Annotated in this window: 17 protein-coding genes and 2 pseudogenes; 12 read left to right on the top strand and 7 right to left on the bottom strand. The window is 52.4% G+C overall.

The genetic code is table 11. The features are described 5' to 3' along the window. Positions 1 to 143 precede the first annotated feature (143 nt). Together rpsO and pnp are read left to right on the top strand one after the other, a co-directional pair. Positions 144 to 410, top strand: coding sequence for a 30S ribosomal protein S15 (gene rpsO / locus OHL19_RS19730; RefSeq protein WP_263359552.1), 267 nt, complete (start codon positions 144 to 146; stop codon positions 408 to 410). Between the two features lie 299 nt (positions 411 to 709). Beyond that, entirely contained in the window at positions 710 to 3,178 is a 2,469-nt protein-coding gene (gene pnp / locus OHL19_RS19725; RefSeq protein ID WP_263359551.1) for a polyribonucleotide nucleotidyltransferase, read from the top strand. A 116-nt stretch (positions 3,179 to 3,294) separates the two neighbouring features. Here the strand turns inward: pnp and OHL19_RS19720 are convergent, their stop codons facing one another. After that, positions 3,295 to 4,617 (bottom strand): GGDEF domain-containing protein, encoded by a 1,323-nt coding sequence (locus OHL19_RS19720; RefSeq protein ID WP_263359550.1) that lies wholly within the window; start codon positions 4,615 to 4,617, stop codon positions 3,295 to 3,297. Positions 4,618 to 4,948: 331 nt separating this feature from the next. On the opposite strand from OHL19_RS19720, the gene OHL19_RS19715 reads away from it, so the two are divergent. Then, positions 4,949 to 5,359: a hypothetical protein gene (locus tag OHL19_RS19715; RefSeq protein WP_263359549.1), complete on the top strand. Its 411-nt coding sequence runs from the start codon at positions 4,949 to 4,951 to the stop codon at positions 5,357 to 5,359. A gap of 10 nt (positions 5,360 to 5,369) precedes the next feature. On the opposite strand, the gene murA is transcribed toward OHL19_RS19715, so the two are convergent. From murA to OHL19_RS19700, 3 genes are all read right to left on the bottom strand, one after another. Continuing rightward, complete coding sequence (gene murA / locus OHL19_RS19710; RefSeq protein WP_263359548.1) at positions 5,370 to 6,665, bottom strand: UDP-N-acetylglucosamine 1-carboxyvinyltransferase; 1,296 nt, start codon at positions 6,663 to 6,665, stop codon at positions 5,370 to 5,372. Positions 6,666 to 6,848: 183 nt separating this feature from the next. After that, positions 6,849 to 7,823, bottom strand: coding sequence for an N-acetylmuramic acid 6-phosphate etherase (gene murQ, locus OHL19_RS19705; protein WP_263359547.1), 975 nt, complete (start codon positions 7,821 to 7,823; stop codon positions 6,849 to 6,851). Positions 7,824 to 7,958: 135 nt separating this feature from the next. After that, positions 7,959 to 9,074: a serine hydrolase domain-containing protein gene (locus tag OHL19_RS19700; RefSeq protein WP_263359546.1), complete on the bottom strand. Its 1,116-nt coding sequence runs from the start codon at positions 9,072 to 9,074 to the stop codon at positions 7,959 to 7,961. 163 nt (positions 9,075 to 9,237) lie between these two features. On the opposite strand from OHL19_RS19700, the gene OHL19_RS19695 reads away from it, so the two are divergent. The 3 genes from OHL19_RS19695 to OHL19_RS19685 all read left to right on the top strand — a co-directional run bounded on the left by OHL19_RS19695 (position 9,238) and on the right by OHL19_RS19685 (position 12,133). Next, on the top strand, positions 9,238 to 10,173 hold the full coding sequence (locus tag OHL19_RS19695; RefSeq protein WP_263359545.1) for a TrbI/VirB10 family protein: 936 nt from the start codon (positions 9,238 to 9,240) through the stop codon (positions 10,171 to 10,173). A 26-nt stretch (positions 10,174 to 10,199) separates the two neighbouring features. Continuing rightward, on the top strand, positions 10,200 to 10,805 hold the full coding sequence (gene lepB / locus OHL19_RS19690) for a signal peptidase I (RefSeq protein WP_317890598.1): 606 nt from the start codon (positions 10,200 to 10,202) through the stop codon (positions 10,803 to 10,805). Positions 10,806 to 11,026: 221 nt separating this feature from the next. Continuing rightward, positions 11,027 to 12,133, top strand: coding sequence for an acyltransferase family protein (locus OHL19_RS19685; protein ID WP_396126811.1), 1,107 nt, complete (start codon positions 11,027 to 11,029; stop codon positions 12,131 to 12,133). Between the two features lie 749 nt (positions 12,134 to 12,882). Here OHL19_RS19685 and OHL19_RS19680 read toward each other — a convergent pair. Together OHL19_RS19680 and OHL19_RS23175 are read right to left on the bottom strand one after the other, a co-directional pair. Beyond that, the gene (locus tag OHL19_RS19680) at positions 12,883 to 13,308 is read right to left on the bottom strand and encodes an efflux RND transporter permease subunit (RefSeq protein WP_263359543.1); all 426 of its coding nucleotides are present in this window, start codon (positions 13,306 to 13,308) and stop codon (positions 12,883 to 12,885) included. A gap of 759 nt (positions 13,309 to 14,067) precedes the next feature. Beyond that, positions 14,068 to 14,766 (bottom strand): annotated as a pseudogene (locus tag OHL19_RS23175) (IS6 family transposase). Positions 14,767 to 15,035: 269 nt separating this feature from the next. Between OHL19_RS23175 and OHL19_RS23170 the strand changes: the two are divergent. The 3 genes from OHL19_RS23170 to OHL19_RS19660 all read left to right on the top strand — a co-directional run bounded on the left by OHL19_RS23170 (position 15,036) and on the right by OHL19_RS19660 (position 17,535). Further along, complete coding sequence (locus OHL19_RS23170; RefSeq protein ID WP_396126810.1) at positions 15,036 to 15,503, top strand: winged helix-turn-helix domain-containing protein; 468 nt, start codon at positions 15,036 to 15,038, stop codon at positions 15,501 to 15,503. A gap of 218 nt (positions 15,504 to 15,721) precedes the next feature. Continuing rightward, positions 15,722 to 16,909, top strand: coding sequence for an alpha-helical pore-forming toxin family protein (locus tag OHL19_RS19665; protein ID WP_263359541.1), 1,188 nt, complete (start codon positions 15,722 to 15,724; stop codon positions 16,907 to 16,909). Between the two features lie 35 nt (positions 16,910 to 16,944). Continuing rightward, positions 16,945 to 17,535 carry a hypothetical protein gene (locus tag OHL19_RS19660; protein ID WP_263359540.1) on the top strand — a complete coding sequence of 197 codons (591 nt, stop codon included), beginning with the start codon at positions 16,945 to 16,947 and terminating at the stop codon, positions 17,533 to 17,535. On the opposite strand, the pseudogene OHL19_RS19655 reads toward OHL19_RS19660, so the two are convergent. Beyond that, a pseudogene (locus OHL19_RS19655) lies at positions 17,527 to 18,730 on the bottom strand (IS3 family transposase). The gene OHL19_RS19660 and the pseudogene OHL19_RS19655 sit on opposite strands and share 9 nt — an antisense overlap. Positions 18,731 to 19,156: 426 nt before the next feature. On the opposite strand from OHL19_RS19655, the gene OHL19_RS19650 reads away from it, so the two are divergent. The 3 genes from OHL19_RS19650 to OHL19_RS19640 form a co-directional block, all read left to right on the top strand. Continuing rightward, positions 19,157 to 19,972 (top strand): IS5 family transposase, encoded by an 816-nt coding sequence (locus tag OHL19_RS19650; protein ID WP_263359539.1) that lies wholly within the window; start codon positions 19,157 to 19,159, stop codon positions 19,970 to 19,972. A gap of 97 nt (positions 19,973 to 20,069) precedes the next feature. Beyond that, positions 20,070 to 24,089 (top strand): RHS repeat domain-containing protein, encoded by a 4,020-nt coding sequence (locus OHL19_RS19645; protein ID WP_263359538.1) that lies wholly within the window; start codon positions 20,070 to 20,072, stop codon positions 24,087 to 24,089. Next, positions 24,086 to 26,106, top strand: a 2,021-nt coding sequence (locus OHL19_RS19640; protein WP_263359537.1) for a beta strand repeat-containing protein, incomplete at its 3' end; no start/stop codon positions are given. The genes OHL19_RS19645 and OHL19_RS19640, both read left to right, overlap by 4 nt.

Here is a 26,106-nt window from a genome sequence, read left to right as displayed (position 1 = left end):
CGTACTTGAGCGGCTGTCGTTTCGGGGCGAAAAGATGGCAAATTGAGTGCAATTCGTGGTACTCTTGCTGCAGACATTGAGATTGAGTGAGGATCGGAAATTTGACGATCTGATTCGACGATTTGAGGAGTAACAAGAACGCTGTGTTGGCATCCGTAGCAAAAACCGACCTGATTCAACGCTTTCGCACCCACGATTCCGACACCGGTTCGCCGGAAGTTCAGATTGCAATTCTGAGTGTGCGCATCGGCGAGTTGACCGAGCATTTCAAAACCCACAAGAAGGATCACGCCTCCAGGCGCGGTCTTTTGATGCTCGTCAGCAAGCGCCGCCGCCTGCTGGATTACCTGAAGGCACATGACACGGACCGCTACCGCGATGTCATCGGCAAGCTGGGCATCCGCAAGTAAGCGAACCTTATCCTTGAGCAGGTATTGCCGAGACCGAGATGTGGTCAAGGCTGCGACCTTACAAAGGTCATGCGGCTATGGTGTACCTGACTCTTGGCAGTACGAACACAGGAACGAGCGCAATATCAAGCCAAGACCTGTGCAGAGCAACCGTCTCTGCACGGGTTCTTTGCGTGTGGGCATGCCTATATCCCACAGTAGCGAACGCCGTAATCGTTTCGCGGCATCCTTGCTGCTCGTACTGGTGTCTTCCACGTTTCTAAAAGCGAAAATACTGATGAAAACCGAAAGAGGTTTCTATGAAGCATGAAGTAGCAGTCGAGCTTACTGGCGGAAAGCGCCTGGTTTTTGAAACCGGACGCATCGCCAAGCAAGCTTCTGGTGCAGCATTTGTGACGCTCGGCGAGAGTGTCGTACTGGCGACCGCCGTCGCCTCTCCCGATCCTAAAGAAGGCATTGATTTCTTCCCGCTCACAGTGGACTATCGCGAATACACCTATGCTGGTGGCCGCATTCCCGGTGGCTTTATCAAGCGTGAAGGACGGCCAAGTGAGAAGGAAATTCTTACCTGCCGCCAGATTGATCGTCCGATTCGTCCGCTATTCCCTGAGGGCTTCCGCAACGAAACCCAGGTGATCGCACTGGTAATGTCCGCGGACAAGGAAAATGATCCCGATGTTGTTGGCATCAACGCTGCCGGTGCAGCTTTGGCGCTCTCGGATATTCCTTTCGGAGCGACTGTCGGTGCCGTACGCGTCGGTCGTGTAGACGGGGAATTTATCGTCAATCCGAGCTACGCCGAACGTAAAGCCAGCACCATGAACATCATCGTCGTCGGTCATAAAGACGGCATCACGATGATCGAGAGCGGCGCAATGGAAGAGTCGGAAGAGAACATTCTTGCGGCTATCGAATTTGCTCACGTAGAAATCAAAAAGATTGCTGCAGCTATCGACGAACTCGTTGCACTGGCCGGCAAGCCTAAGCGTGCATTCACTGCTCCTGTGGAAGACACCGAATACTACAATGCTCTCTTCGCCAAGGTTGGCGATCGTTTGAAGGATGCGCTGGATACCAAGACGCACTCCAAGACCGAGAGCTACAGCCTGATCAAGGACATCAAGGCTGAGTTGGTGAAGGAACTTCCCGCTGACGATCCGACGGCCAAGAAGAAGTTGAGCACCTACTACGAACTGGTTCGCGAGCGTATCTTCCGTGAGCAGGTCACAGTGGATCGCATCCGTCCCGACCGTCGCGCTTTCGATCAGATTCGCGAGATCAGCATCGAAACCAGCGTTCTGCCACGCACACACGGATCGGCTCTCTTTACCCGTGGTGAAACCCAGGCACTCGTTACCGCAACGCTCGGCACGACCGACGACGGACAGCGTCTCGAAAGCTACGAAGGCGAGCAGAAGAAGCCATTCATGCTGCACTACAATTTCCCGCCGTTCTCGGTTGGCGAAGTTGGCCGCATGACAGGTACTGGCCGTCGCGAAGTAGGTCATGGAGCATTGGCTGAACGCGCAATCAGCGCAGTTTTGCCGAGCCCCGATGAGTCTCCCTACACTGTTCGCATCGTCTCTGACATTCTTGAGTCAAACGGATCTTCTTCGATGGCATCGGTGTGCGGCGCCAGCCTTGCACTGTATGACGCAGGCATCGCACTCAAGGGTTCCGTTGCCGGTGTGGCGATGGGCCTGGTGAAGGAAGGCGACAACTACGCCATCCTGACCGATATCGCGGGTGCTGAAGATCACTACGGCGATATGGACTTCAAGGTAGCCGGAACCCGCAAGGGCATCACGGCACTGCAGATGGACATCAAGATCAGCGGACTGACTCGCCAGATCCTGCAGGAAGCGATGGAGCAGGCGCGCGTTGGCCGGCTCTTCCTTCTGGACAAGATGGATGCACATCTGGATGGACCGAAGGTTGAGCGCTCGAAGTATGCGCCTCAGATTCGCACTGTACACATTCCCACCGACAAGATTCGTGACTTGATCGGACCGGGCGGCAAGACGATTCGCGGCATCATTGAACAGACCGGCGTCAAGATCGATGTGGATGATACGGGTCGCGTCAATGTTGCCTCGAGCGATGCCGATGGGTTGGAGCAGGCGCTGCAGATCATCAACAATCTGACCGCAACCCCTGAGATTGGCAAAACCTATCTCGGTAAGGTAGTCCGACTGGCAGAGTTCGGCGCGTTTGTCGAGCTGTTCCCAGGTACGGATGGACTGCTGCACATCTCCGAGATTGCGGAGCATCGCGTCAAGGAAGTGAAGGATGAGCTTCGCGAAGGCGATCAGATCATGGTGAAGGTGCTGGCAATCGAAGGCAACCGCATCAAGCTGAGCCGCAAAGCGCTCATCAAGGAACAGAAGGCCAAGCTCGGAATCGCCGATACACCAGCGCCAGCCGAATTTGCTGCTTCTGAAGCCGTAGCACCTCGCCAGGATGCTCCGAAACAAGAAGCCCGCCATGAATTTGACGAGCGTCAGCCCAACTCCAATCAGAGCACTATCCTGATTGAGGGCGGCGACGACTCGGAAGAAGAGGATGGCGAGGAGTTTGACGAAGAGAATGAACCAAACTTCAACCTCGCGGATGGAGTAGCGCCTCAGACTCCCGGTCAACCAAATTCCGGCGGAGCAGGTCGTCCTGCCGGTGGACCTGGTGGCAACAGCAATCGCCGCCGTCGTCGTCGTGGCCGTCCAGGCCCCGGAGGCGGAGGTCGCGGGCCGAGTTCCGGTTCAAGCAACTAAGCCCTGCCACTAAACACTAAAAAGGCCGTCCTGTTATCACGGGCGGCCTTTTTTAGCTTTCAGGAATTGATGAATCAGAAATTGATTGATTGGCAAGAGGTTTGCTTGGTTCGAGGTTAACTCGCCATAAAATGTTTCTCAGGAGTCGAATTCTCGGACATCGTTAGCTTCCGGATATCCAACTCTGCGGTGCGACGCGTTTCTTTTTCGTGATACATGCTCTGATCTGCGGCTATGCAGAGCGAGTCAACACTTCCTGCATCATCGGGAAAGAGCGCGATACCAATGCTGGCTCCAATGTGAATACGATTTCCGGCCAATACAAAAGGCTCCGATAGTATGCGGATAAGAGTATCTGCAACCATTTCGGCTTCATATCTGCCTGATGGTTCTTCCATAATGATAGAAAACTCATCCCCACCGGTGCGTGCAACAGTGTCGGAGCGCCTGACCCTGGCTTCCAGAATCCCAGACACATGCTGGAGAAGCAGATCGCCAACATGGTGGCCATAGGTGTCGTTTACTAATTTGAACCGATCTAAATCGACGCTCAACAATGCCATCGAATTTCCTGCCCGTCGCGAACGCTCAATAGCGGTAACTAACCGATCCTGGAAGAGACGACGATTGGCGAGGTGAGTGAGATCATCATGCAGGGCAAGATGCTGCGTGCGTTCAATCTGTTTCTCGAGAAGAAGAAGCAGCATACCTACGGCTACAACGTATTTCGGTAGGTTCCAGACTTCGTTTTCCAGATGGATATTGTGTAAAAATGCCTCTGTTGTTGGAGCAACTACGAAGACCAGGGACCACGCCAGAAACCCGCCAATCGTGATAATTGATCCGGCAGTTCCATTGCGGTGGGTATACCAAAAGTACAGGCAGCACCCCATGTAGACGGCAAACAGCATGGCGTCTGTGCCAAGGTCCGGGGAGCTGAAGTGCTTGTGAGCAAAGATTATCAGCGATACTCCAAGACAAAATTGCAGCCCGACGGTAACCCATCGTAGAGGATGTTGGTCTTCGCGACCGGAAAGCATCCCTACCGCCAGAGGGCCTGTGCCGATGACAACAGCCGTGTAGTCTACAGCGGAGGGTGACGGATTCGGTAGCGATTCAAGGACGATATATACAGACATCGCAACAAAGGAAATCGCGACCATCCAGCGGCAACTCATGCCGGTGTCGTAGGGAACCGTTGCCCACATGAAGAAGATGCCTGCCGCGATCAAGGCGATTAAGCCAATTGCATTGCAGGCAGCGCCGATACCATCTGGAAGATCCGCACCGATGCCCGTAACAAAGTGCAGGACGATCAGGATCCACCCTACGAGCCAGAGGCGATGTCCAGAAGAGGAGGGATCACGGCGAAGGATTGACGAAAAAGCGCAAGCGAGGCAGGTGACGGCTAAGATGTCAGGAACTTTAGACCAAAACACGCCTTACCTCCTCGGGATCAATCTTCGTTGCCCATCCTTACTTCTCTAGCATCTAGCACAAGGGCTGTTTTTCTTATAGCTCAATCGTGTTAGTGCGGGATTCTTAAGTGGATGTACCGATCAATTGTGTTGTATGTGATGCGTTACGCTACACGGGATAGCATTTACCCGATGTTATGGAGTCTCAAAAAACACCAGAGCCAATAGTAAATCACTTGTTATACGCAGAGACATGCGAAACGGATTTAGATATACGAAACATCTTATCAAGATAGGTAACTCGGCTCGGTTTCTAATGGAATCCACGGAAATTTCAAGTACACTCAAGCCGATGAGTGCAAGTTTATACATTGTGGTGGAAGGCGACGATCCGGGCTTTGATATTTTCGTGAACGGGCAGGCCCTGGCTCGCAACGAAGATGCTCTGGAGCGGCTCGCGGGGCGTCTACACACTCGCCCACTGCTCGATTTTTTTTCGGCGGATAGAAACTCAATGGCGATGTTGCTTGAACAGGGAGCCGGCGACCCTGAATGGAGCGAACACCTTCCTCAACCGCAATGGTTCGCAGCAGAAGATGGGCTCAATACAGTGCGTCGGCTGCTGACGTTTCTAGTAAGCACTCCGGTAGCGCTCGGTTCTGACACGGAAATTGTGACGCGCGAGCTACGCGAATACGAGACTGTACTTCGCAAGGCGAGCCAGCGTGAGTTACGCTGGCACCTGGCTGTAAGCTGGCGTTAGAGCGAGATACCTATTCGGCGGTTTCCCGAGCGGAAAAGATGTCTCCCATCCGTCGAATCTGTGCTCCAACTCCGCGAAGCTTTTCTTCAATGCGTTCGTATCCACGGTCCATGTGGTACACGCGGTCCAGGATGGACTCGCCATTGGCGACCAATGCAGCCAGCACCAATGACGCCGATGCACGCAGATCCGAACACATGACGGCTGCTGCTGATAGCTCTGTACGGCCCCGAACCGTGGCGGAGCGGCCATCGACGGCAATATTCGCGCCCATGCGGACCAGTTCCTGGACATGCATGAAGCGGTTTTCGAAGATGTTTTCCCGAACCTGGGATACGCCTTCGCACTGCGTCGCCAGAGCCATATATTGAGCCTGCATGTCGGTGGGGAAGCCGGGATATTCCTGCGTAGAGATATCCGTAGCTTTGAGATCGCCATCAGCCCGAACGCGGACCGTGTCGGCACTCAGAATATCCACGCGTGCTCCCGCTTCCTGCAACTTGCCAATGACCGCGCCTAGATGAGCTGGGTTGCAATTGGCAACGATGAGGTCGCCACGCGTAATAGCACCAGCAACCAGGAATGTTCCGGCCTCGATGCGGTCTGGGTTGATGCGATGGCGTACTCCATGCAGCTTTTGTACGCCATGGATGCGGATAGTCGCCGTTCCTGCACCCTCGATCTGCGCACCCATTCCTACAAGCATTGCCGCGAGATCCGTAACTTCTGGTTCGCGAGCGCAATTCTCAAAGATCGACTCGCCTTCAGCCAAAACAGCAGCCATTAGCAGATCTTCCGTGCCCGTGACCGTGATCTTGTCAAAGACGATGTGCGCGCCCTTGAGCCGTTCAGCGCGTGCTTCGAGGTAGCCGTGCTCCTGGGTAATGACGGCCCCCATCTTTTCCAAGCCCTTCAAATGAAGATCGATAGGACGACCGCCGATCGCGCAACCTCCGGGCATGGCAACCCGAGCCATGCCGCAGCGAGCCACCAGAGGTCCAAGCACCAGGGAACTAGCGCGCATGGTCTTGACGATTTCATACTTGGCAACAGGGTCGGAAAGAGTTTTGCAACTGATCGTCGTACGATGTTGGGCGCGCCCATAGCCGAGTTCGACTTCCGCGCCCATTGAGGCAAGAAGTTTCCGCTCTGTCTCGATGTCCTGCACCTGGGGAATATTCTCGAGAGTAACCTCGTCTTCGGTGAGAATAGCTGCGGCCATACAAGGCAGCGCTGAGTTCTTTGCACCAGAGACCCGAATTGTGCCAACGAGCGGATTGCCGCCTCGTACTACGAATTTATCCATAAAAATGAACGACTCCTGAGTATCCAGTGTAAAGCCGCACTGGAGGGTTAATCCTCGGTGGTATCTGGAGTGGTAATGCAATATCGAGAAAAAATAAGATTGATTGGAGTAAGCGTAAGAAAGGGCACCCACAGAATGACTTGTGGTGCCCTTTTGACGAAGCTGATCGGGGATGCGAGGTACTTATAGTTCGAGAACAGTATCTTCGATTGCCAGACGGACATTGCCGTCTGATTTGGCTAGGCGGCGAACAGCCTCTGGCTTGTCAACCTTTGCCTTGAGCATTACCAGCGCTACAGGAACGCTGCGGCCTGCGCTCTTGATGGTGTTCACCGCTGTCTCGCGGTCAATTCCGCAAGCCCGCATGAGAATACCAATGCCGCGTTCAACCAGCTTGGAGTTTTGCATGTGAACGTTGACCATCAGGTTTTCGTACACATAACCCAGACGCGTCATCGTACCTGTCGTAATCATGTTGAGAATCATCTTCTGAGCAGAACCCGCCTTCATGCGAGTCGAACCAGAAATAACCTCAGGACCAACTTCAGCGACTATCGCGATATCAGCCGCAGCGGCCAGCGGAGTATCGAAATTGCAAGTAACAGCCGCCGTCCGTGCGCCACGTGCACGAGCGTAGGCAACTGCTGCAACCACATAAGGAGTGCGTCCGGAAGCAGATAATCCGATCACAACATCTTTGCGCGTGGGACGTCGCCGGGCAATGTCTCGCTGGCCCAGCTCTTCCGAGTCTTCATTGACTTCAACTGCGGACGCCAATGCTTTGGGACCGCCAGCCATGATGTACTGTACCTGTCCCGGAGCAATGGAATAATTCGGCGGACATTCAGAAGAATCGAGCGCAGCAATGCGACCGCTGGAACCGGCGCCGATGTAAATAAGTCGGCCTCCATCCCTGAGACTGCGAGCTACCTGATCGATTACCTGGGCGATTTCCGGCAGGGCTTTTTTGACAGCGCCGGCAACTTTCGAGTCTTCATGGTTGATGATCCGCGCAATTTCAAGTGCGGACTTTGTATCCAAGCCCTGTGAGGCTTCATTCTGGCTCTCCGTAGTGAGCTGATGAAGCTGGGCTGCAGGCTCTTTCTTCGGCTTATCAGTCGTACCGGCCGTCTCTTGCGTCGTCAAGCTGGTGAGCATCGTTGATATGTCCCTAACATCTCATTGTAGCCCCATATCACGCTATTCGTGTGAGCGAATTGTGACTGTTTGCAGAACGGAATTAGTATAGTTAATCTTCCCCGGCAGAGTCGCTATAAGTGCGGGAACTCGTTGCTATAGAGGTTTATACAGGGCCTTTCGAACTGCGTCGTGAAACACCGGACGTACCGAACGAATTAACTGAGATTCACGATGCGGCCAGGTTCGATTGGTAAGCAAAACGATTGCTAGTTTGGCAGAAAGATCGATCCATAAAGAACAACCAGAGTACCCGAGATGCCCAATCGATTGCCTGCTGAAATATTGGCCAGAGGAAGACTCTTCTGAAGGAGTGTCCCAGCCAAGCGCGCGGGAACTTCCAGGCGGCGGCTGGCGTTGCGAGAAAAGTTCAATCGTTGCCGGAAGAAAAAGACTATTTGTTCCAGACGTCAGTATGGCGGTAGAAAAGCGAAGCAGATCCGGAATATTGGAGAAGATGCCTGCGTGCCCCGCCGCTCCATGCAGAAGAAATGCATGCTCGTCCTGAACCTCGCCTTGAATCACGCGCTGGCGAAAAAGTTCATCGTCTTCGGTCGGTGGAATCTCCGCTCGTAAGGCTGACGGTGGACAAAAGGTTGTTGCGGTCATCGCCAGCGGCGAGAAAATTTCACGCGTCACCCAACTCGCAATCGGCTCGCGAACAATCGTTTCGAGAGCCTTACCTAATAGGATGAAGCCCGGGTCGCTGTATTCCGCACGCGTTCCAGGCTCGGCCTCGATAGGAAGCTCAAGACAGCCGCGTAGAACCGCGTAGGGCGTCGTCGCCGTATGAAAAAGCGGAACATAACCGGGCAGCCCCGAGCTGTGTGCCAGCAGGTGGCGAATGGTGACGTTTCGTCCATGTTGGACAGCATCACGGCCAATGATGAAGCCAGGAAGAACTTCGCCTACTGGCATATCGAGATCGAGTTGTCCGCGTTGATACAGCAGCATAGCCATCGCCGTTGTGGACACAACTTTTGTGAGGCTCGCGATGTCGTATCGGGTTGTGGGCATTACTGACGGCGAGTCGGATTCGTATGTAAACCGCCCCAGCGCGTCTGCAAAAAGAACTTGTCCATCGAGCAGCAGCCCGAAAGCGCAACCAGGAAAGGCGTGGTCGGAGATGGCCTGATGCAGAACGGAGTAGGCTTCAGAGAAGCGGGAGTCCGGTTCGTTGGCCGACCGTTCGGGATGGGGAACGAAACTCATCTATCTCTGGCATCCTAACCCGAATCCTACGTCAAGGCTGTGCAAGCTCCGAATTTTCTTTTCTGGCGGGATTTTTTAGCTGCTATTCCGCGCTTCTTTCGTCTTGTCTACAAATGTAAGTAAAATTGCATCCTCTGAAGGTTTTTTCAAGGTGGAGGAAGAAGTGCTTAGACCAAGACAAGTCACAATGGCGTTTGCAACCTTTGCCGCAACCTTCGCAATGCTCAGCTTGGCGGTTACCAGTTGGGGTCAGACGTCTGTGAATTCAGATGCAGCGGACTCGGTAGCTGCACCCGTTGCCACGGATCCTGTTTCGGGAGTTCCGTTTTCTGGAGTTCAGGCGAGGCAGACGATTGATTCCAGCGCCCGCTCAGTTACCCCACCCAAGCCAACCTATACCGTGCCCGCAGGAACAAAAGTGCTGCTCCAACTGCGGAGCGCCATTAATACCAAGAGCGCCAAGCCCGGCGACGGCGTCTACCTGGAATCAACTTTTCCTGTAGTTGTCGGTACCCGGGTCATGATCCCGGCGGGAGTATATGTTCAGGGCGTAGTCGATAACGTGATACGCGGAGGTCGCGTGAAGGGCCGGGCGCAGCTAAATATGCATTTCACGTCGATTATCTTTCCGAACGGCACTGTAGTCGAAATTCCGGGGATCATCAACAGCCTGCCGGGGGCGAGCAAACAAACGGTTAATGGTGAAGGAAATATCCAGGAGAACGGCAACAAGGGACGCGACGTGGGTAACGCAGCCAAAATCGGGTTGGAAGGCGCAGGAATTGGGACAATCGGCGGAGCTGCAACCGGCCATCCGTTGGAAGGACTGGCGATTGGAAGTCTGGGTGGGGCAGCGGTGGGCGCGGCTGTAGCGTTGTTTACCCGAGGAGACGACATCAACATCGAGAATGGGACTCCCGTGGAGATGATGCTTCAACGACCGCTGATATTGGAGCAACAGAATCTTGCAACCAGCGTTCCTGAAGGGGCGCAGACTCCTGGTTTCGTACCGACAGGCAATCAGCAGCGGCCGCTGAATAAGCCGGTGATTCCTCGCGCCTATTTGCTATGCCCTCCCGGAAGTTTGGGATGTCAGTGAGGTTGCGAGTAATCTGGTAGATAGATATGAACGATGAACCTCAGGCTGGGCCTGCTCAGCAGCTCTCCGATTCTCACGATGGACATCCCGCGAACCTCCCTTCGCCAAATCCGCCAAGCCGCGTCTCTGGCTGGAAACTGTGGATGCGGGATTTACTCATCTCCTCTGCCGCTTCTGTGATGATCATTACCTTCCTCTATCAGCCGGTTCGCGTGGAAGGTACCAGCATGTTGCCGCGGCTTGTTGATCAGGACCGGTTGTTCATCAACAAGTTCGTTTATCACTTCGAAGCGATTGAGCACGGCGATGTCGTGGTGTTCCGCTATCCCCGCGATTTGAGTAAAAGTTATATCAAGCGGGTGATTGCCGTTTCAGGAGATCGCTTGTCGATCGATCGTGGTCAGGTCTACGTAAATGACAAGTTGCTAAGTGAGCCGTATGTGCCCGAAGAATTTCACGACAACCGATCACTCGATCCCATGATTGTCCCTGCAGGCGAATACTTTGTGATGGGCGATCATCGTTCGATCTCCAGTGACAGCAGGGAATTCGGCCCGGTCAGGAAGGACCTCATCTACGGCAAGGCGGAATTCGTGTACTGGCCGCGGCAGGATGTCGGAGTCGTTCACTAGCTTTTCGCACGCTTGGCTGACCAGGATTCTGTGGATTTTAAAATTTGTACTTCCTTTGCGCAAGCGATTGCGCATGGATGTTTTTTGATGTTAAAGTGATCTGCCTGAGGACATTCCAGCCTATGTCTACCACGCAGGTTGCCGCGCAATCGTCTGCTTCAGAACACACGCAACCCTCCTCGCGAAGACTGATTTCTTTGGACGTTTTTCGAGGTCTGCTGGTGGCCGGAATGGTGCTTGTCACCAACGCCGGTTCCTGGAGCTACGTTTACTGGCCGCTGAAGCATGCTGACTGGAATGGTTTGACTCCGACGGACATGATTTTTCCGTCCTTCTTATTCCTGGTCGGCATATCGATGACCTTTTCCTTTATAAAGCGCCGCAACCAGGGCGAAACTCCAGCCAAAACTTGCATACACATCGTTCAGCGAAGCGTGTTGCTGATTTTCATTGGTTTATTTCTCAATTGCTTTGACCTTTTTCAACTACCTGACCTCAGAATTCCCGGCGTATTACAGCGGATAGGCCTCTGTTATCTTCTCGGCGGCCTCTTATATCTTTTCATTTCTGGCTGTCGGCCCGTTCGTCGCATGGGCATGCTTATCACCGTGGTAGTCCTATTGCCAGCGGTGTACTGGATGCTTCAGACTCTGATGCCAGTTCCTGGTTACGGAGCAGGACGGCTTGATCCGGTAGGCACACTTAGCGCGTATTTAGACCGAGCGGTTTTTACGACGAAACATCTCTGGCACTGGGGTGGACCCGGTCAAGTGTGGGACCCCGAAGGCCTGCTCACAACGTTACCTGCGATGGCCAATCTGCTGCTTGGCATTCTCGCTGGGGAGTGGCTCCGAAGCCCCAGTCTAAAGGCAAATTCAGCAAGCCGCAAAGTCGTGGGCATGGTGGTTTTGGGCGTAGCACTGATGCTGATCGCCATCGCGTTGAATCCGCTTATTCCGATTAACAAGAAAATCTGGACGCCCAGTTTTGTGCTTTTTAGTGGTGGCTTCAGCTTTTTGGCGCTGGCACTGCTGCACTGGCTCATCGATCTGAAAGGGTGGCGTAAAGGACTGGCCCCCTCACTCATTTTTGGATCAAACGCAATTCTTGGTTTCGCACTGGCGAACATCCTCAATCCCATGATTGGGCTGGTTAAATTTCATGATTCTACGGGCAGCCTAATGACCATTCCTGGCGTAATCTTTCAGGCGTTCGCCACATTTCTCGATCCGTGGAGCGCATCACTGGTGTATGCCTTACTTTTTACGCTGCTAATCGGCGTCATTCTGTGGGCGTTTTACCACAAACGTATTTTCATTAAGCTTTAGAACCCTCGTGAATAAAGGGGAAAAATTGCCGGGTCAGACACGCAAAAGCCTCGCGACTAATATTCCTCTGCAAAACCTGCTAAAATCGATTGAATCTTTCTATCTCTTTCAATCGAGCCCACTTGCAGGATTCTAGCAGGAATGGTTATGCGCTGAATTGGCAAAAATCGCCTAAAAAGCGGCTTGGTTCTGCAAATCTTCTGCAAAACCTGCAAGACACTTTTGGCGTTGTTCTAAGCGGCAGATTTGCTCTTCTGTTTTGGGGAGGTAGTGGAGTCGGTCAGGCTCTCCCAGGGCAAAACACGTAACTTATTGACTCTACTACCTTCAAATCTGTCATGATTTACCATTTGCAGATCTTCCGTACAAATTTGGTACAAATCACGTACAAATTGTGCCTAAAACATGGGAGGAATGTACTGCCTCCCGAAAATCGCGCTACGTGTATGCTCGATCCTCCACAGCACTCAACTCTCGCTATTGCGTCAGTTTTGCGGCTTAGAAACTTTATACAGAATCAGGACGCCGAGCGTTACCTCTGCCTATGAGCGGTTGGCCCTGCAGGTCCAAATCCTGCCTTCGCAACCATAAAACCTTTCTAATCAACTCCGGCCTGCAACCATCATCTTTCCTTGGCGCGTTTCAAAGGTTCGATACCTCCTGCGTCTACTGCGGAGTTGGATGCTGCGCGAGTGATTCTGTCGGAGTTCGGGAAACAAGCGTGCCGCGCTTCAATGCCCGTTCCTTCATCATGACGAAGGAACGGGCACCAAAATCAAGACATGGATTGTTGAGGTAATCATGCCCCCAACGATGGGTGCGGCAATGGGTTTCATCACATCGGAGCCGATGCCGGATTCCCAGAGGATAGGAACCAAGCTGGCAAGGACCGCACAGACGGTCATGAGCTTTGGCCGGAGACGATGGACAGCGCCCTCGATGGCAGCATCCTGCACGTCCTGATTCGTCAATGGCCTTCCAGCTTGTTTTCTGCTTTCGAGTGCTTCATGGAGGTAGACGACCATGACTACTCCAGTCTCTACCGCGATGCCAAAGAGCGCGATATAACCTATTGCGACGGCGACGCTGAAGTTGTACTTGAGCAACCAGCGTAGCTCAACTGTCGCCACCGATAGTCCTCGTTCGTGAAGCATGAAATCGGCGAACTCAAGCATCCTGGCTTCATACGGTTTTGTAAGTTTGCTAGGGGTCTGAATGCGCTCCATAAAGCTCAGCCACCGAACAGCTTCACGAATGAATCGCTGCCTCGAGAGCTCCGGGCGGACCCTAATGGGTGGCACAGCTTCCCGACTGGCACAGCGTGCTCCAGCCTCTTCGATCTCCTGCAGGCTGATGATGGAGTTGGGTCGCTTGGCCAAGTTCAGGAGTTTCTCGACGGTTATGAGAAGTACGGCAATGAGCCTAACGGTACTCCTCGCCATTCCTAGCCCAATGCAGTGGAGAACGTAACGGCGACGTTCGTCGGCCAAGGGTGCAGAGCACTGGCGACGCAACGCATGGGATCGTTCAAAGAGTTGATCGAACATTTTCGGAACCTCTTCCTTGTAGAGTGAAAGAACGGTTCCGAATATAGTTGAGCTACCTGAGTCGGTGGATCGGGGCTCCTTAGTCTGCGGCAACCAGATTATGTGGCGTTCAAATACAACAGCAGCGCGACAATGGCTGCCTGCTTAGCTGAACGCCACATAACTGGCTGCGCCACAGAAGAATTATTATGTGGCCGGCCACATAAGAGCTCGATTACAAAGTAGCAATGGAGGCGGACGTGATAAAAGAGCAGGTCGAGATAGAACATCCGTCTCCAACCGGAAGCGGCACCTGACTGCCGACGAAAGCGAATCCGCGGCCGAGCTCCAACAGGCTCTGGTGCAAATTTTCCGATGGTTTCAGTTCTTCTGCCAGCGGTGTCCAAATCAAGCGGCGAGCACTGCATTCCAGAGTGCAGGTCCAGCCTGGTCTTTGAGGCGGAGGCGGCTGAGGGAGAATTGCTCCTTTTGAATGCGACGAGGCAGGTCCACTCCGGCAATGGTGCTTGCGGCAGAGGAGAAGCTCTTGAATCCGAGCATGGGGTGGGTTCTGGACTTGATGCTGCGGTGGTCCTGTTCGATGAGATTATTCAGATACTTTGACGACCGTAACCTTGTCCGTCCAAGGAGCAGGCCATCGATCTGCATTTCGCGCACTGCGCGATGGGTGGCGGCATAGCCATCCAGGGTGATTGTGTGTGGCGGCCGACTGTCATGTCGAATCGCCTTCTGAAAGAAAGCCTTCGCCGCTCCGACATCCCTTCTCTTGCTGAGGCGGAAGTCGACAGTCTGCCCGACCTTGTCTACTGCTCGATACAGTTAAGTCCACTGACTTCGGACCTTGATATAGGTTTCGTCAACTCGCCAGGACCGGCCGGCGGCCTTGCCGAACCGGTTCCAGCGCTTGATGAACTCTGGTGCATAGCACCGAACCCAGCGCAGGATCGTCGTATGAGCAAGGTCAAGGTTGCGTTCCGCCATCATCTCGACCAGATCACGATAGCTGAGCTTGAAACGGAGGTACCAACGCACACACAGAATGATCACCTCATGGTCGAAGTGCCGAGCTACGAACATCTCTTCCATGCTGCCCAGCTTGCCCATACTCGCTCCTCAACTTCCTGAAAGGCCAATCTACTCGACTCCGAGACCGATTTGCACCAGACCCTCATCGGTATGAATCAGATGCACGGCCATCTACCTTCGTTCTGCTCCGCTCGCCTAATAGTCGCAACGCTTATCCAAAACTCACGTCCATGTAGTCCGACATATGCGTCGCCTATCATGACATCTACGTATGCCATTTGTCCGGCGCTGGTAACGTCCATAGCTATCAACTGAGGACACCCTGTAACATGGACACCCAATTGGAGTTGAAATCCACGGAAGATATCTGTCGTTACCTCATCACCCTGATAAGCGAGACTGATTCTCGAACCACCCTTATCAGAGCGCAAAGTATTCTTCTACGCCACGGCTATCGAATGCCATACGGCGACATCGCCCAAATAATAGGCTGGTCGACCGGATCGGTTCGTAATTACCACTGTCTTTTCCGAAGGATAGGCGTGCAAGCATTGTTTCGTCCGCCACTAGGCGGTCGCAGGCATTTCAACATCCCTCTCATGTGGGAACGCGAGTTGTTGAAAGCCTTTTCTGCCCGCGCTCGAAGCGAGGGTTCAATAAATGTTAAAGCGCTCAGAGCGGCCTATGAACACTTAGCTGGACATGCTTATTCCTTATCGACCATCTACAGGCTAGTCCAACGCCATGGCTACAGCCGTCAGCTCCCAAATGCTCGGAGGGTACACCGTAATTCTTGATCGCTAATGAACAGATTTATCTACCGCTGTAGTCTTCCGCTACGACACCCACTCTGGCACAGTTATAACAAGCCAAGCACTGGGGGCCTCGAAACGACTCAGACAACACCATTTTCTTGGGGCTTGAAGCAGAGGCCACGACCATCCCCCGTCCACCGATAATCATCGAACGACGATATAAATCAGCGAAACTTTCACACGGAATTCTCAGGAGACTTATGTCGAACCCATCAGCTGCAGCACAAGCCATCAATTCCGCTAATACCGCTCAAGCCGGTCAAGCACTGCTTATTCAGGGATACGCTAATAGTGTCTTAGAACAGCCGCAGGTTGATTTCACTGGCGATCCAACATTGCAGGCCTATCAGGCTCAAATCAATACAGGGTTGCTCAAAGCCCAAGACCATGCAAACAATTACTTGAATACTATTCAGCCCAGCATTATCGAGAACATTTCGGCAATTGGCAACTATTATGCACTCAACAACACTGTTCCAATGTCTCTCCCTGCGGGTTCAACCACGGCTCAATGGACAGATACTCTAGGTATTCTCAGTGCGCAGGCTACTGCATATGAAGCTGATGCCAGCAACGTACTGACCTCTTTACAGACCCTGCACGCCTCGCTCTCATCCGATGCTGCGGACTTTGCGACGGTAGTGAGCGAACTAAACGCGGCTGTCAACGGTGATAACGGAGTTCTCGCATCCGACGACGTTCAACTCAAGTCTATCCAGGGGCAAATAGACGGCGCAATCGCAGGCACGGTCGTGAGCGGTCTTACAATCGCCGGCGGGGCGTTCATGATTGTGGTCGGTGGCATCGCTGATTTTGTCACTGCAGGCGCTTCAACACCTCTAGTTCTAGCTGGAGTGGGAGTTGTGGCGACGGGTGTTGGCGGTGAAGTGGCTTCTGCAGTCATGTTGAAAAGTCTTCTCGATCAGAAAGCATCGTTTTTAAGAGCGGAGGCCTCGCTGAAGGAGGAAGTCAAATTAGCATTGGGACTCAGCAGCAGCTACCATAGCCTATCCGGCCAGTTGAGTAGCGCGATTAATGCAGCTACAGCCATGAAGAATGCGTGGAACTTCCTCGGAAGTGACTTGGAAAGTTTTATAAGTGACTTGAACAATGGCATACAAAATGCCGATCAGGTTCGTACATTATTTTTGGCAGTAGCTAATACGGAAGTGCAAACGGTGCTCAGCGATATCAGCACAATAAAGGCCCAGATGGAGGGTGTGGCGGTGATAAAGGCAGCTTCGGGGCAGACTGTAGGGGATGCACTCGTGGCCGCGCTCAACGAAGCGTGGCAGCTTAAGCGCCTCACGCTGCTTAATACTTCAGAATTGACCTCAAGGAAAGTGGGGTACCTGTCTAACATTGAGCAACGGATCAGCAACAATTAACAGCTTGCAACCAAAGTTATTTTCAAAGGAGTAATATGAACGGAACACTTTCACAAGCCACTTCGAATTTGAAGGCCATCCAGCAACAAATCGACGCGCTTAATGACCTTCCGTCTGACGCCCACTCAGTGCAGAGTCTGGTTTCCACCACGATTTCTGGAATGTTCCCACCAATTCTGGCAATGCAAAATCAAGTGGTTGCATACGTGCAAATTTCGAATCCACAGTTGAAAGAACTCGAATCACTTGTTTCGAAGAAAGCGTCTTTGGTAGAGCTCCAGCCGATAATAGACCTCTTGAAAAATAAAACAACCGACTTGAAGGGGTCGATATCCGCGCTCACAAATCAAGTCGGCACATTGTCGGCTGGACTTCCTGACTGCATCAGCAAGTTGTCGGTGATTGAATCTAGGCTAGCGAACGAGAACTCTCAGTTGCAGGCTACTCTTAATGATGTCCAGAGCAAAGAGGCTGCAGCCAAAAAGAAGTATTACTACCTCTTGGCACTTGGGCCGCTGGGTCTACTGGGTCTTGCTGCCGCACTCGCTGTGCATTCAAAATTGAAGTCGGATGTGAACGAATACTGGCCTGACCGATCTTTTGTACCAGTTGGATTGTTAGTGTAGCGCAGCAATTTCTGAGTTCAGGTCGATGCAGGACATAGCGGCAAGAGGAGCCGGGAGCGAAGCGACCGGCTCCTCCTGCCGCCGAACAGTTGCTGCCAACCACGCCTCTGGCGCCGGCGGTCTGTAACCTAGCGACGAGTGCGGTCTGGCGGTGTTGTAGTGGTTGCGCCAGCGTTCGGCCAGCACACGCAGTTCCTTTATCGAGTAGAAGATCTCTCCATTGAGGAACTCGTCTCGCATCTTCGAGTTGAAGCTCTCGCAGTAGCCGTTCTCCCACGGCGAGCCAGGCTCGATGTACATCGTCTTTGCTCCTGTATCCGCCAGCCATTTGCGCAGGTCATGTGCTATGAACTCGGGCCCGTTGTCCGATCTCAGATGTTCCGGCACACCCTTGACCACCATCACGTCGGCAAGCGCTTCGATTACCTTCGCACTCGACCAACGCCGCTCAACGCGCACGAGGAGGGCTTCGCGCGTGTGCTCATCGATCAGGTTCAACGTCCGTGCCATCCTGCCGTCATGCGTGCGTACGCTCACGAAGTCGTAGCTCCACACATGGTTGCGGTGCGTCGGCCGTAGCCGCACGCACGAGCCATCGTTGAACCACAGACGGCCGCGTGACTTCTGCTTCTGCGGTACCTTCAGACCTCGCGACGCCAGATCCGTTCCACGCGGTCCTTGCCCACGCGCCAGCCCGCATGCACCAGCAGAGCCGTGATGCGACGATAGCCGTAGCGGCCATACTGGCCGGCCAGCGTTACGATCGCCTGCGTCAGCTTGTTCTCGTCCGCCCGTTGCGTTGGTCGATAACGCTGCGTGCCGCGCGGCTGGCCTGCCAGCCAGCACGCTCGACGCTCCGTGATCCCATGCTTCTGCCGCGCATGCTCCACAGCGCCACGACGACACTCCGGGCTTAGAAGTTTCCCGAGGCGAAGTCCTTCAACACAAGATTATCCAGGCTCAGGTTCGCCACCAGACGCTTCAGCTTCGCGTTCTCCTGCTCAAGCTCCTTCAACCGCTTCGCCTGGTCTATCTGCAACCCGCCGTACTCACGGCGCCAACGGTAGTACGTCTGCTCCGTGATCAGCGCTTCCTTACACGCCTGAACCGTCGTCTTCCCGTTCGCTACAGCCACTTCAATCTGTCGCAGCAGGTTCACTACCTGCTCCGCCGTATGCTTCTTGCCCTTCGGCATATCAAGCTCCTTGTACCAAGTCTCTATCACGCAAACTGGTACAAAAAACGCCAGGCAGACCAACCTGCAAGGGCTCAGCTATGTGTGCTGCCACTAATGGAAACATGGGAAGTGAAAAACCTTAACATATGTCTCTTGGGATAAAAACGTATAACTACTTTTACTGACAATTCTTTTTCGAGGGTTGCTTTCGTTTTTGTCTTCGGGTTAGACTGCTCTCACTGCAATACTTTTAGTTTTGTCTTGGGGATAATCATGCGTATAGTTGTGCCTCGGCTGGATTATGGTCGCTCTCTTTTAGCTTTGCTCAAACGCTCCAAAGTCCTGGTTGTGGCTTTTGTCCTACTCGGAAGCCTAGAGTCCGTTATGAACTTTGAACCTGTTTAGGAACTTTGCGGCGGTTTGAGTTTTGTTGAGTATGGAAGGATGAGTCTGAAGGGGCAGGTTGGTTATCCGAGCGATGTGACGGATGAGGAGTGGGGATTTGTGCTGTCGTATCTTTTGCTTTGCCGGGAGGACAGTTTGCAGCGGAAGTACCATCTTCGGTCCGTGTTTAACGCTGTGCGGTATGTGGCGCGAACGGGCGGTCAGTGGCGATTTCTGTCGAACGATATGCCGCCCTGGTATGCAGTGTTTCAGCAGATGCAGCGTTGGCTGAAATGGGGTTGTTTCGAGATTCTGGTGGAGGATACTCGTTCTCTGGTGCGGGAGTGGGCCGGACGCAAGGGGCAGCCGACGACGGTCTACATTGACAGCCGCACCTTGCAGTCGACGCCGAAGTTTGGTGGGCGGGCGGGCTATGACGGAACCAAGCGCAGGAAGGGATCAAAAGTGCATATCGCGGTCGACACGCTTGGCCACCTGCTGGCGCTGACAGTGACCCCGGCCTCAGACGGCGACCGCGAGCAGGTCGCAGCTCTCCCCGAAGAAATACAGCAGGTAACCCGCAACTCGGTGGAATTAGCCTTTGTGGATCAGGGCTATACCGGTCCCAACGCGACCGAAGCCGCACAGCAGTACGGCCTGCGGCTCGAAGTCGTCAAGCATCCCATGGCCAAATGGGGATTCGTCCTCCCGCCGCGCCGATGGGTGGTAGAGAGATCCTTCGCATGGGCCGCTCGATTCCGACGACTCGCAAGAGACTACGAAAGGCTCGACACCACACTCAAAGTACTACACCTGCTCGCCTTCCCCGCCCTCATGCTCAGAAATCTCGCTAATACTCTCAACCAAAGTTCATAACAGACTCTAGTGGTCAACCATGCAATATTTTCTCTAATCATCTCAGCGTAAAATGTGTTGTTTCATTTGAAAAGATAACTGCGAGTCGGGAGTTCATGTGTCAATTTTAATCTCTTACAGAAGAAGCATGCATCGCTTATTGTCTGCTAGGAATTTGCAGTTTCCACTAACTCTTGTCGTTTTGCTGATGACTTACACAATCGCCTACTCGCAAGTCATTTCACTTGGCGACCAAGTATCTCGACCCCTTCCGGGCTCTGGCCATGATTATATTCACGGATTGGCCGAGACAGTGAACCCGGCCAACGGAACCTTAAGTATAAAGATTGATTTGCCAACTCCGAAAGGACGTGGACTTACACTTCCACTCTCAATAACTTACAATTCGGGCGAAATGTATAACCCAATATCACTCCAACCAGGCACTTCTCAAGACGAATTTAACACCAACAGGAGCTTTGGAGGGTGGAGCGATACGCTTCCTTATGCAACGATAACTTATTTTGCTATTCCCATAAACGAGGGGCCCTATTATGGAAATGGACCATTGTGCCCGATGACATCGTCTTACAATTTTTATGATCCTACTGGAGCATCGCACCAACTTGGTCTCGCTGCTATTGGCCCTCCTTCTGACTTTAATTCGACGCCCGTGCCACAGGCTGGGTGTTCCAATGTCCCCTATGGGTCCGGGTCCTATTTTTATAGGGCCTTCCCTACCGGTGGAGATGATCAAGTTTATGCTCAAATGGATGCTATCTGTGATGGAGATGCTTACAATGAAGTCTATCCGAGCGACTGTATGTCAGCATTTCCTGCATTTACAGTTACAGACATAAGTGGGACCATCTATTCATTTCCGGCGAATACCAAGTCAGTATGGGTAAATCCAAGTTCTACAACTCCCGAAGTTGAAGTAATATTTCCAGCAAAGATTCAAGATCGTAATGGTAACGTGATTCAGTTCACAATTCCTAGCGATAGCATACCCGCAGGACTCCCTATTGTAGATACTTTAGGACGGCATATATCGGCCGGAGGTATTACATCATCTACGGGCGCCTATTTTGGTCTATCTAGCAGCTATACAGTTGGTGGATTGACCTATACCCTCGGTTTTAATGGAACTACTGACGCAAAATTTTCTGTAGGCTATAAGCAGATATATCCCATTCCATTTCCGAGTGGCGCCTCTTGTGAGTTCGGCCTGGGAGGCATTGGGTCCACATCAGGGCTTTTCAATACGCTTACTCTTCCAAATGGCCAAGCCTACACCTTTGAATACAACAACATATATGGGCTTATTAGTAAAATTACTTATCCTAATGGAGGATGGGTTTCTTATACATGGGGGCTAAGCCCTAATATGTCTACGATAGCGACTTACGATGCTTTAGTTTCAGGTTCCTCTCCATATAGCGGAGGATGTAATTTTGAATATCAAACTCCAGTGATTACAGGACGAGAAGTCGGTTACGACAGTTCTACGTCACCGGCCCAGACACAGGTATTTTCATACACAACAGGCTGGGATGACAGTACCGGACTTTGGACGAGCAAAACAACAAAAATTACAACGACGGATAATATAACGGGGCTTGCATCTGAAACAGACTATTCTTACGGATCCGTGTATCAACTTCAATCTCCAAATAGTGGGGGGCAGCGGAGAGCCCAGCTTCCTGTAGAAAAGACAATCAAGTACTTCGATTGGGGACAAGTAAAGTTATTGAAAGCTGTAACAGAGTCTTGGGCTGATCAATTTGAAATGAGAAGCCAAACGACAGAGTGGAACAATAATCCTAGTGCAACCTCGATAACAACATACTGCTATATGGGGGGCGATTGTTCTGAAGCCAATAGCCTAGCCGGCGTAAGCCCAAGCGGATTGCCAGATCCAAGTGGGTTTCCGCAACTTCTACACGAACAGGATGAATATGGTTATGATGGAAATTTATTCCGGAAGACCACCTCAATTTATTACGCCTTTCAGGAGCCGTGTCAATTCACGCCACCTATCAGTTTTCAAACAAACCCTCAACAGCCTTGTGCAAGCGCCCAGAATGCTCAATCTGTAGGCATAGTCGGCCCTTGTCAAACGATCACATATGATGGCCAAGGTAATCCTGTAGCTGAGACTGATGCCTACTACGACAATCAGGCTTTATGTCTAGACTCGAATCCAGTTTTGACGTCGGCCGTTGCAAGTCCCCTTCCTCTTCCAACTGGCACGCATGACGAATCCAATTATGGACCTACTCCTCCCACACATAGCTTATCTATGCCGTTAATCGGGCGAGGAAATCTCACAAAGCTCGTTAAATGGTCTAGCCCTACCAGCTCTATAGCAACATCATTTTCTTACGATGAGACGGGGCAGGTTATTTCCGAAACAGATCCATGTGGAAACGTTACTTGCAGTTCAATGACAGATACGAACCATACAACCACTTACTCCTATAGCGACTACCCAGTTGTAGAGAATGCGACGACTACTTCAAACGCCTATGTAACGACTATCACTAAGCCATCCACGAATGGAACTTCTCATACTTCCAGCTATTCATACGACTATGTGACTGGTGAGCTCACGTCCAGTACTGATGAAAATACGCAAACAACCAACTACATCTACAATGATCCATTAAAACGGCTGAAAGAGATTCAAGGCCCCCCGGATCCTAACAATTCTGGGCAGCGGCCCACGACAATGTATAAGTATGATGATGCGGCTCCGAATCCCAGCGTTACTACCATACAGACTGTGAATACTGCCGGGATTATTGGAACCAGTGTTTCAGCCATGGATGGCATGGGGCACGTGACAAGTACTAACCTGACATCGGCTGCACAAGGCGCAGACCACGTCGATATAACCGTCGATACAACTTATGATGGTTTGGGGAATGTCCATACCGTTTCAAACCCGCACGCCTCTACTGATTCCGTTAACCTCACCACGTACAACTATGACGCATTAGGCCGTAAGGCCAGCCAGCTTGACTCAGACGGCTTGAGTAAGCAAATGTGGACTTATAACGGAAACACCGTCATATATCAGGACGAAAACGGTAATCAGTGGAAAAGAACATACGACGCCTTTGGCGACTTGACACAAGTCCTTGAGCCGAGTCCTCCATCACCGCCGCTGGAGACGGACTATACCTACAATACACTGAACAATCTTTTATCCGTAACGCAACATGGTGCCAATGGGAGTATTGCTCGCGTCCGTACATTCAATTACGACAGTCTATCAAGGCTGCTCTGCGCGTCTAATCCTGAGTACTCTAATAGTTCTAACCCTAGTGCGCCCTGTCCCCTAACAACGACAGGAGCATATATCCCTGGTACGGTTGGTTACAGCTATGATGCAAACGGGAACTTGCAATCGAAAACGGATACGCGCAACATTACCACCAACTATGGATACGACGCACTGAACAGGATCATCTCCAAAGTTTATATAAACGACGCAAGTAAGACGCCGATATCGTGCTTCCAGTACGATACTTCTCCCCTAGCGAGCGGAAAATCGCTCAATCTCGTTGGCAGGTTGACTAACTCCTGGACGCAGGGTAATTCAGCAACAGCATGTAGTTCCGCCCCCACTGCTGGTAACTACCGCTCCCTCCACTCAATTCTTGCCTATAACCCTATGGGCCAGGCAATTTCGGAACAACAGTGCACTCCTTCCAATTGCGCGAGTTTAAAGCCATATTCGTCTCAAGCAAAATTCGATCTAGCAGGAAATCTGACTTATTACACTAACGGGATTACGACGACTCCCGGATTGAATGCTCTTCTTTCATTTACCAGCAGTTATGATGGCGCAGATCGCTTATTATCAGTCAAGAGTAGCTGGAACGATAGCTTGTTGCATCCATCCTCTATCTTCTCCGCTCAGTCACCATCCTCCGGTCCCTGTGGCCAAAGGTATTCCTACGCTGCATTTGGTGGATTACTGAATGCTACGCTCGGCAGCAATCTGACTCTTAGCAGAAGCTACGACAGTCGATTGCGAAGAACTTGCGAGACAGACACAGCAGGTCCGCTCGCAAATCGGACTGGTGGTTCCGCAACAATAACGATTATCGGGGCCGAGCAGACAAAATGAAGAAGAAAGACGCGTTAGAAGTCGTTAATTACAAGTCCATTGCGAAAGTATCGAGCGTGGACCAGAATTACGAGTCTGTGATTCCGGTGACATGCGGCGATAGCTGGTTTGCTTTTCTTCGTTATTTACCACTTGCTACCATTCATCTGTCCTGGCTGATAGTCCTGCTTCTGGTTTCGGTCTCGCCCCTGCGCGCCCAATCCACTCAACCAACGCAAACGGCTCTAACGTTATCCTCTGCATCGGCTGGATATGGCACTCCAATCACGATCACGGCTTCCGTTGGAACGACACCGGTCGGACAGGTCAACATAACGGATAACGGGTTCACCATTTGCAGCGGACAGCTAGACTCGAGCCGCGCTCCCATAACCTGTACTATTTCTACATTTTCGATTGGAAACCATCCGCTACAGGCGGAGTACCTAGGTGGCACATCTCAGAGCACGACTTACTCTGCTTCAACAAGTTCGATCGTATCGTTAATAATCAGCGAGCCGACACCAGCACTTACTGTCTCGACCTCAGGTACTCCGTCTACGTATGGCGGATCGGTGACTTTCACGGCCACCATTTCCAGCGGGCCAACTGGGATAATCACGTTCTACGATGGCGGCACATCGATCGGCACGGGCTCGATCAGTGGAACGACGGCGACATTCAGTACGAGCACTCTCGCTGCAGGCGCTCATAGTATTACGGCAGGTTGGGCTGGCAATACGAATTACAGTGCAGTTACCTCCAGCGCTGTCACGCAATTGGTGAACAAAGCTACGCCAACGTTGGCAGTGGTGACCTCGGGAACGCCATCTACGTATGGCGGATCGGTAACCTTTACGGCCACTATTTCCAGCGGGCCTACTGGGCCAATCACGTTCTACGATGGCGGCACATCGATCGGTACCGGCTCGATCAGTGGAACGACGGCAACATTTACCACCAGCACTCTTGCTGCAGGCACTCACAGTATCACGGCAGGTTGGGCTGGCAATACAAACTACAGTGCAGTTACCTCCGGCGCAGTCACGCAATCGGTGAATGAGGCTACGCCAACGTTGGCTGTGGCGACCTCAGGCACGCCATCGAACTATGGTGGATCGGTAACCTTTACGGCCACCATTTCCAGCGGGCCTACGGGCGTAATCACGTTCTACGATGGCGGCACATCGATCGGCACAGGCTCGATCAGTGGAACGACGGCGACATTCAGTACGAGCACTCTCGCTGCAGGCGCTCATAGTATTACGGCAGGTTGGGCTGGCAATACAAACTACAGTGCAGTTACCTCCGGCGCAGTCACGCAATCGGTGAATGAGGCTACGCCAACGTTGGCTGTGGCGACCTCAGGCACGCCATCGAACTATGGTGGATCGGTGACCTTTACGGCCACCATTTCCAGCGGGCCTACGGGCATAATCACGTTCTATGATGGCACAACCTCGATCGGCACAGGCTCGATCAGTGGAACGACGGCGACATTCACCGCTACCACTCTCGCTGGAGGCTTTCACAGTATTACCGCAGGTTGGGCTGGCAATGCGAATTACAGTGCAGTTACCTCTGGTGCAGTCACGCAATCGGTGAATGAGGCTACGCCAACGTTGGCTGTGGCGACCTCAGGCACACCATCTACGTATGGTGGATCGGTAACTTTTACGGCCACCATTTCTAGCGGGCCTATTGGAACAATTACGTTCTATGATGGCACAACTTCGATCGGCACAGGCCCGATCAGTGGAACGACGGCGACATTCAGCACGAGCACTCTTGCTCCAGGCGCTCACAGTATCACGGCGGGCTGGAATGGCAATACGAATTACAGTGCAGTCACTTCCAGCAGCGTCACGCAAACGGTGAATGCCTCTACAGAGGCGATTTCTTTATCGGTATCATCGAGCGGTGTATCTCAGGGTACGGCGGTGACGTTTACAGCGACAGTGAGGAATGGGACTACCCCCGTATTTCCAGGTCTGGTGCGGTTCTGCGACGCATCGGCGGGTGAGTGTGAGGACATGGC

The organism is Acidicapsa ligni (genome assembly GCF_025685655.1).
Taxonomy (GTDB): Bacteria; Acidobacteriota; Terriglobia; order Terriglobales; family Acidobacteriaceae; genus Acidicapsa; species Acidicapsa ligni.
Note: the sequence above shows the minus strand (reverse complement) of the source record. Positions and strands in the feature narration are given on the sequence as shown.

Excerpts from the sequence above, each read along its gene's own strand:
- pnp (WP_263359551.1), top strand. The coding sequence starts at position 710 with ATGAAGCATGAAGTAGCAGTCGAGCTTACTGGCGGAAAGCGCCTGGTT.
- OHL19_RS19715 (WP_263359549.1), top strand. The coding sequence starts at position 4,949 with ATGAGTGCAAGTTTATACATTGTGGTGGAAGGCGACGATCCGGGCTTT.
- murA (WP_263359548.1), bottom strand. The coding sequence starts at position 6,665 with ATGGATAAATTCGTAGTACGAGGCGGCAATCCGCTCGTTGGCACAATT.
- murQ (WP_263359547.1), bottom strand. The coding sequence starts at position 7,823 with ATGCTCACCAGCTTGACGACGCAAGAGACGGCCGGTACGACTGATAAG.
- OHL19_RS19700 (WP_263359546.1), bottom strand. The coding sequence starts at position 9,074 with ATGAGTTTCGTTCCCCATCCCGAACGGTCGGCCAACGAACCGGACTCC.
- lepB (WP_317890598.1), top strand. The coding sequence starts at position 10,200 with ATGAACGATGAACCTCAGGCTGGGCCTGCTCAGCAGCTCTCCGATTCT.
- OHL19_RS19680 (WP_263359543.1), bottom strand. The coding sequence starts at position 13,308 with ATGCTTGAGTTCGCCGATTTCATGCTTCACGAACGAGGACTATCGGTG.
- OHL19_RS23170 (WP_396126810.1), top strand. The coding sequence starts at position 15,036 with ATGGACACCCAATTGGAGTTGAAATCCACGGAAGATATCTGTCGTTAC.
- OHL19_RS19665 (WP_263359541.1), top strand. The coding sequence starts at position 15,722 with ATGTCGAACCCATCAGCTGCAGCACAAGCCATCAATTCCGCTAATACC.
- OHL19_RS19660 (WP_263359540.1), top strand. The coding sequence starts at position 16,945 with ATGAACGGAACACTTTCACAAGCCACTTCGAATTTGAAGGCCATCCAG.
- OHL19_RS19650 (WP_263359539.1), top strand. The coding sequence starts at position 19,157 with ATGAGTCTGAAGGGGCAGGTTGGTTATCCGAGCGATGTGACGGATGAG.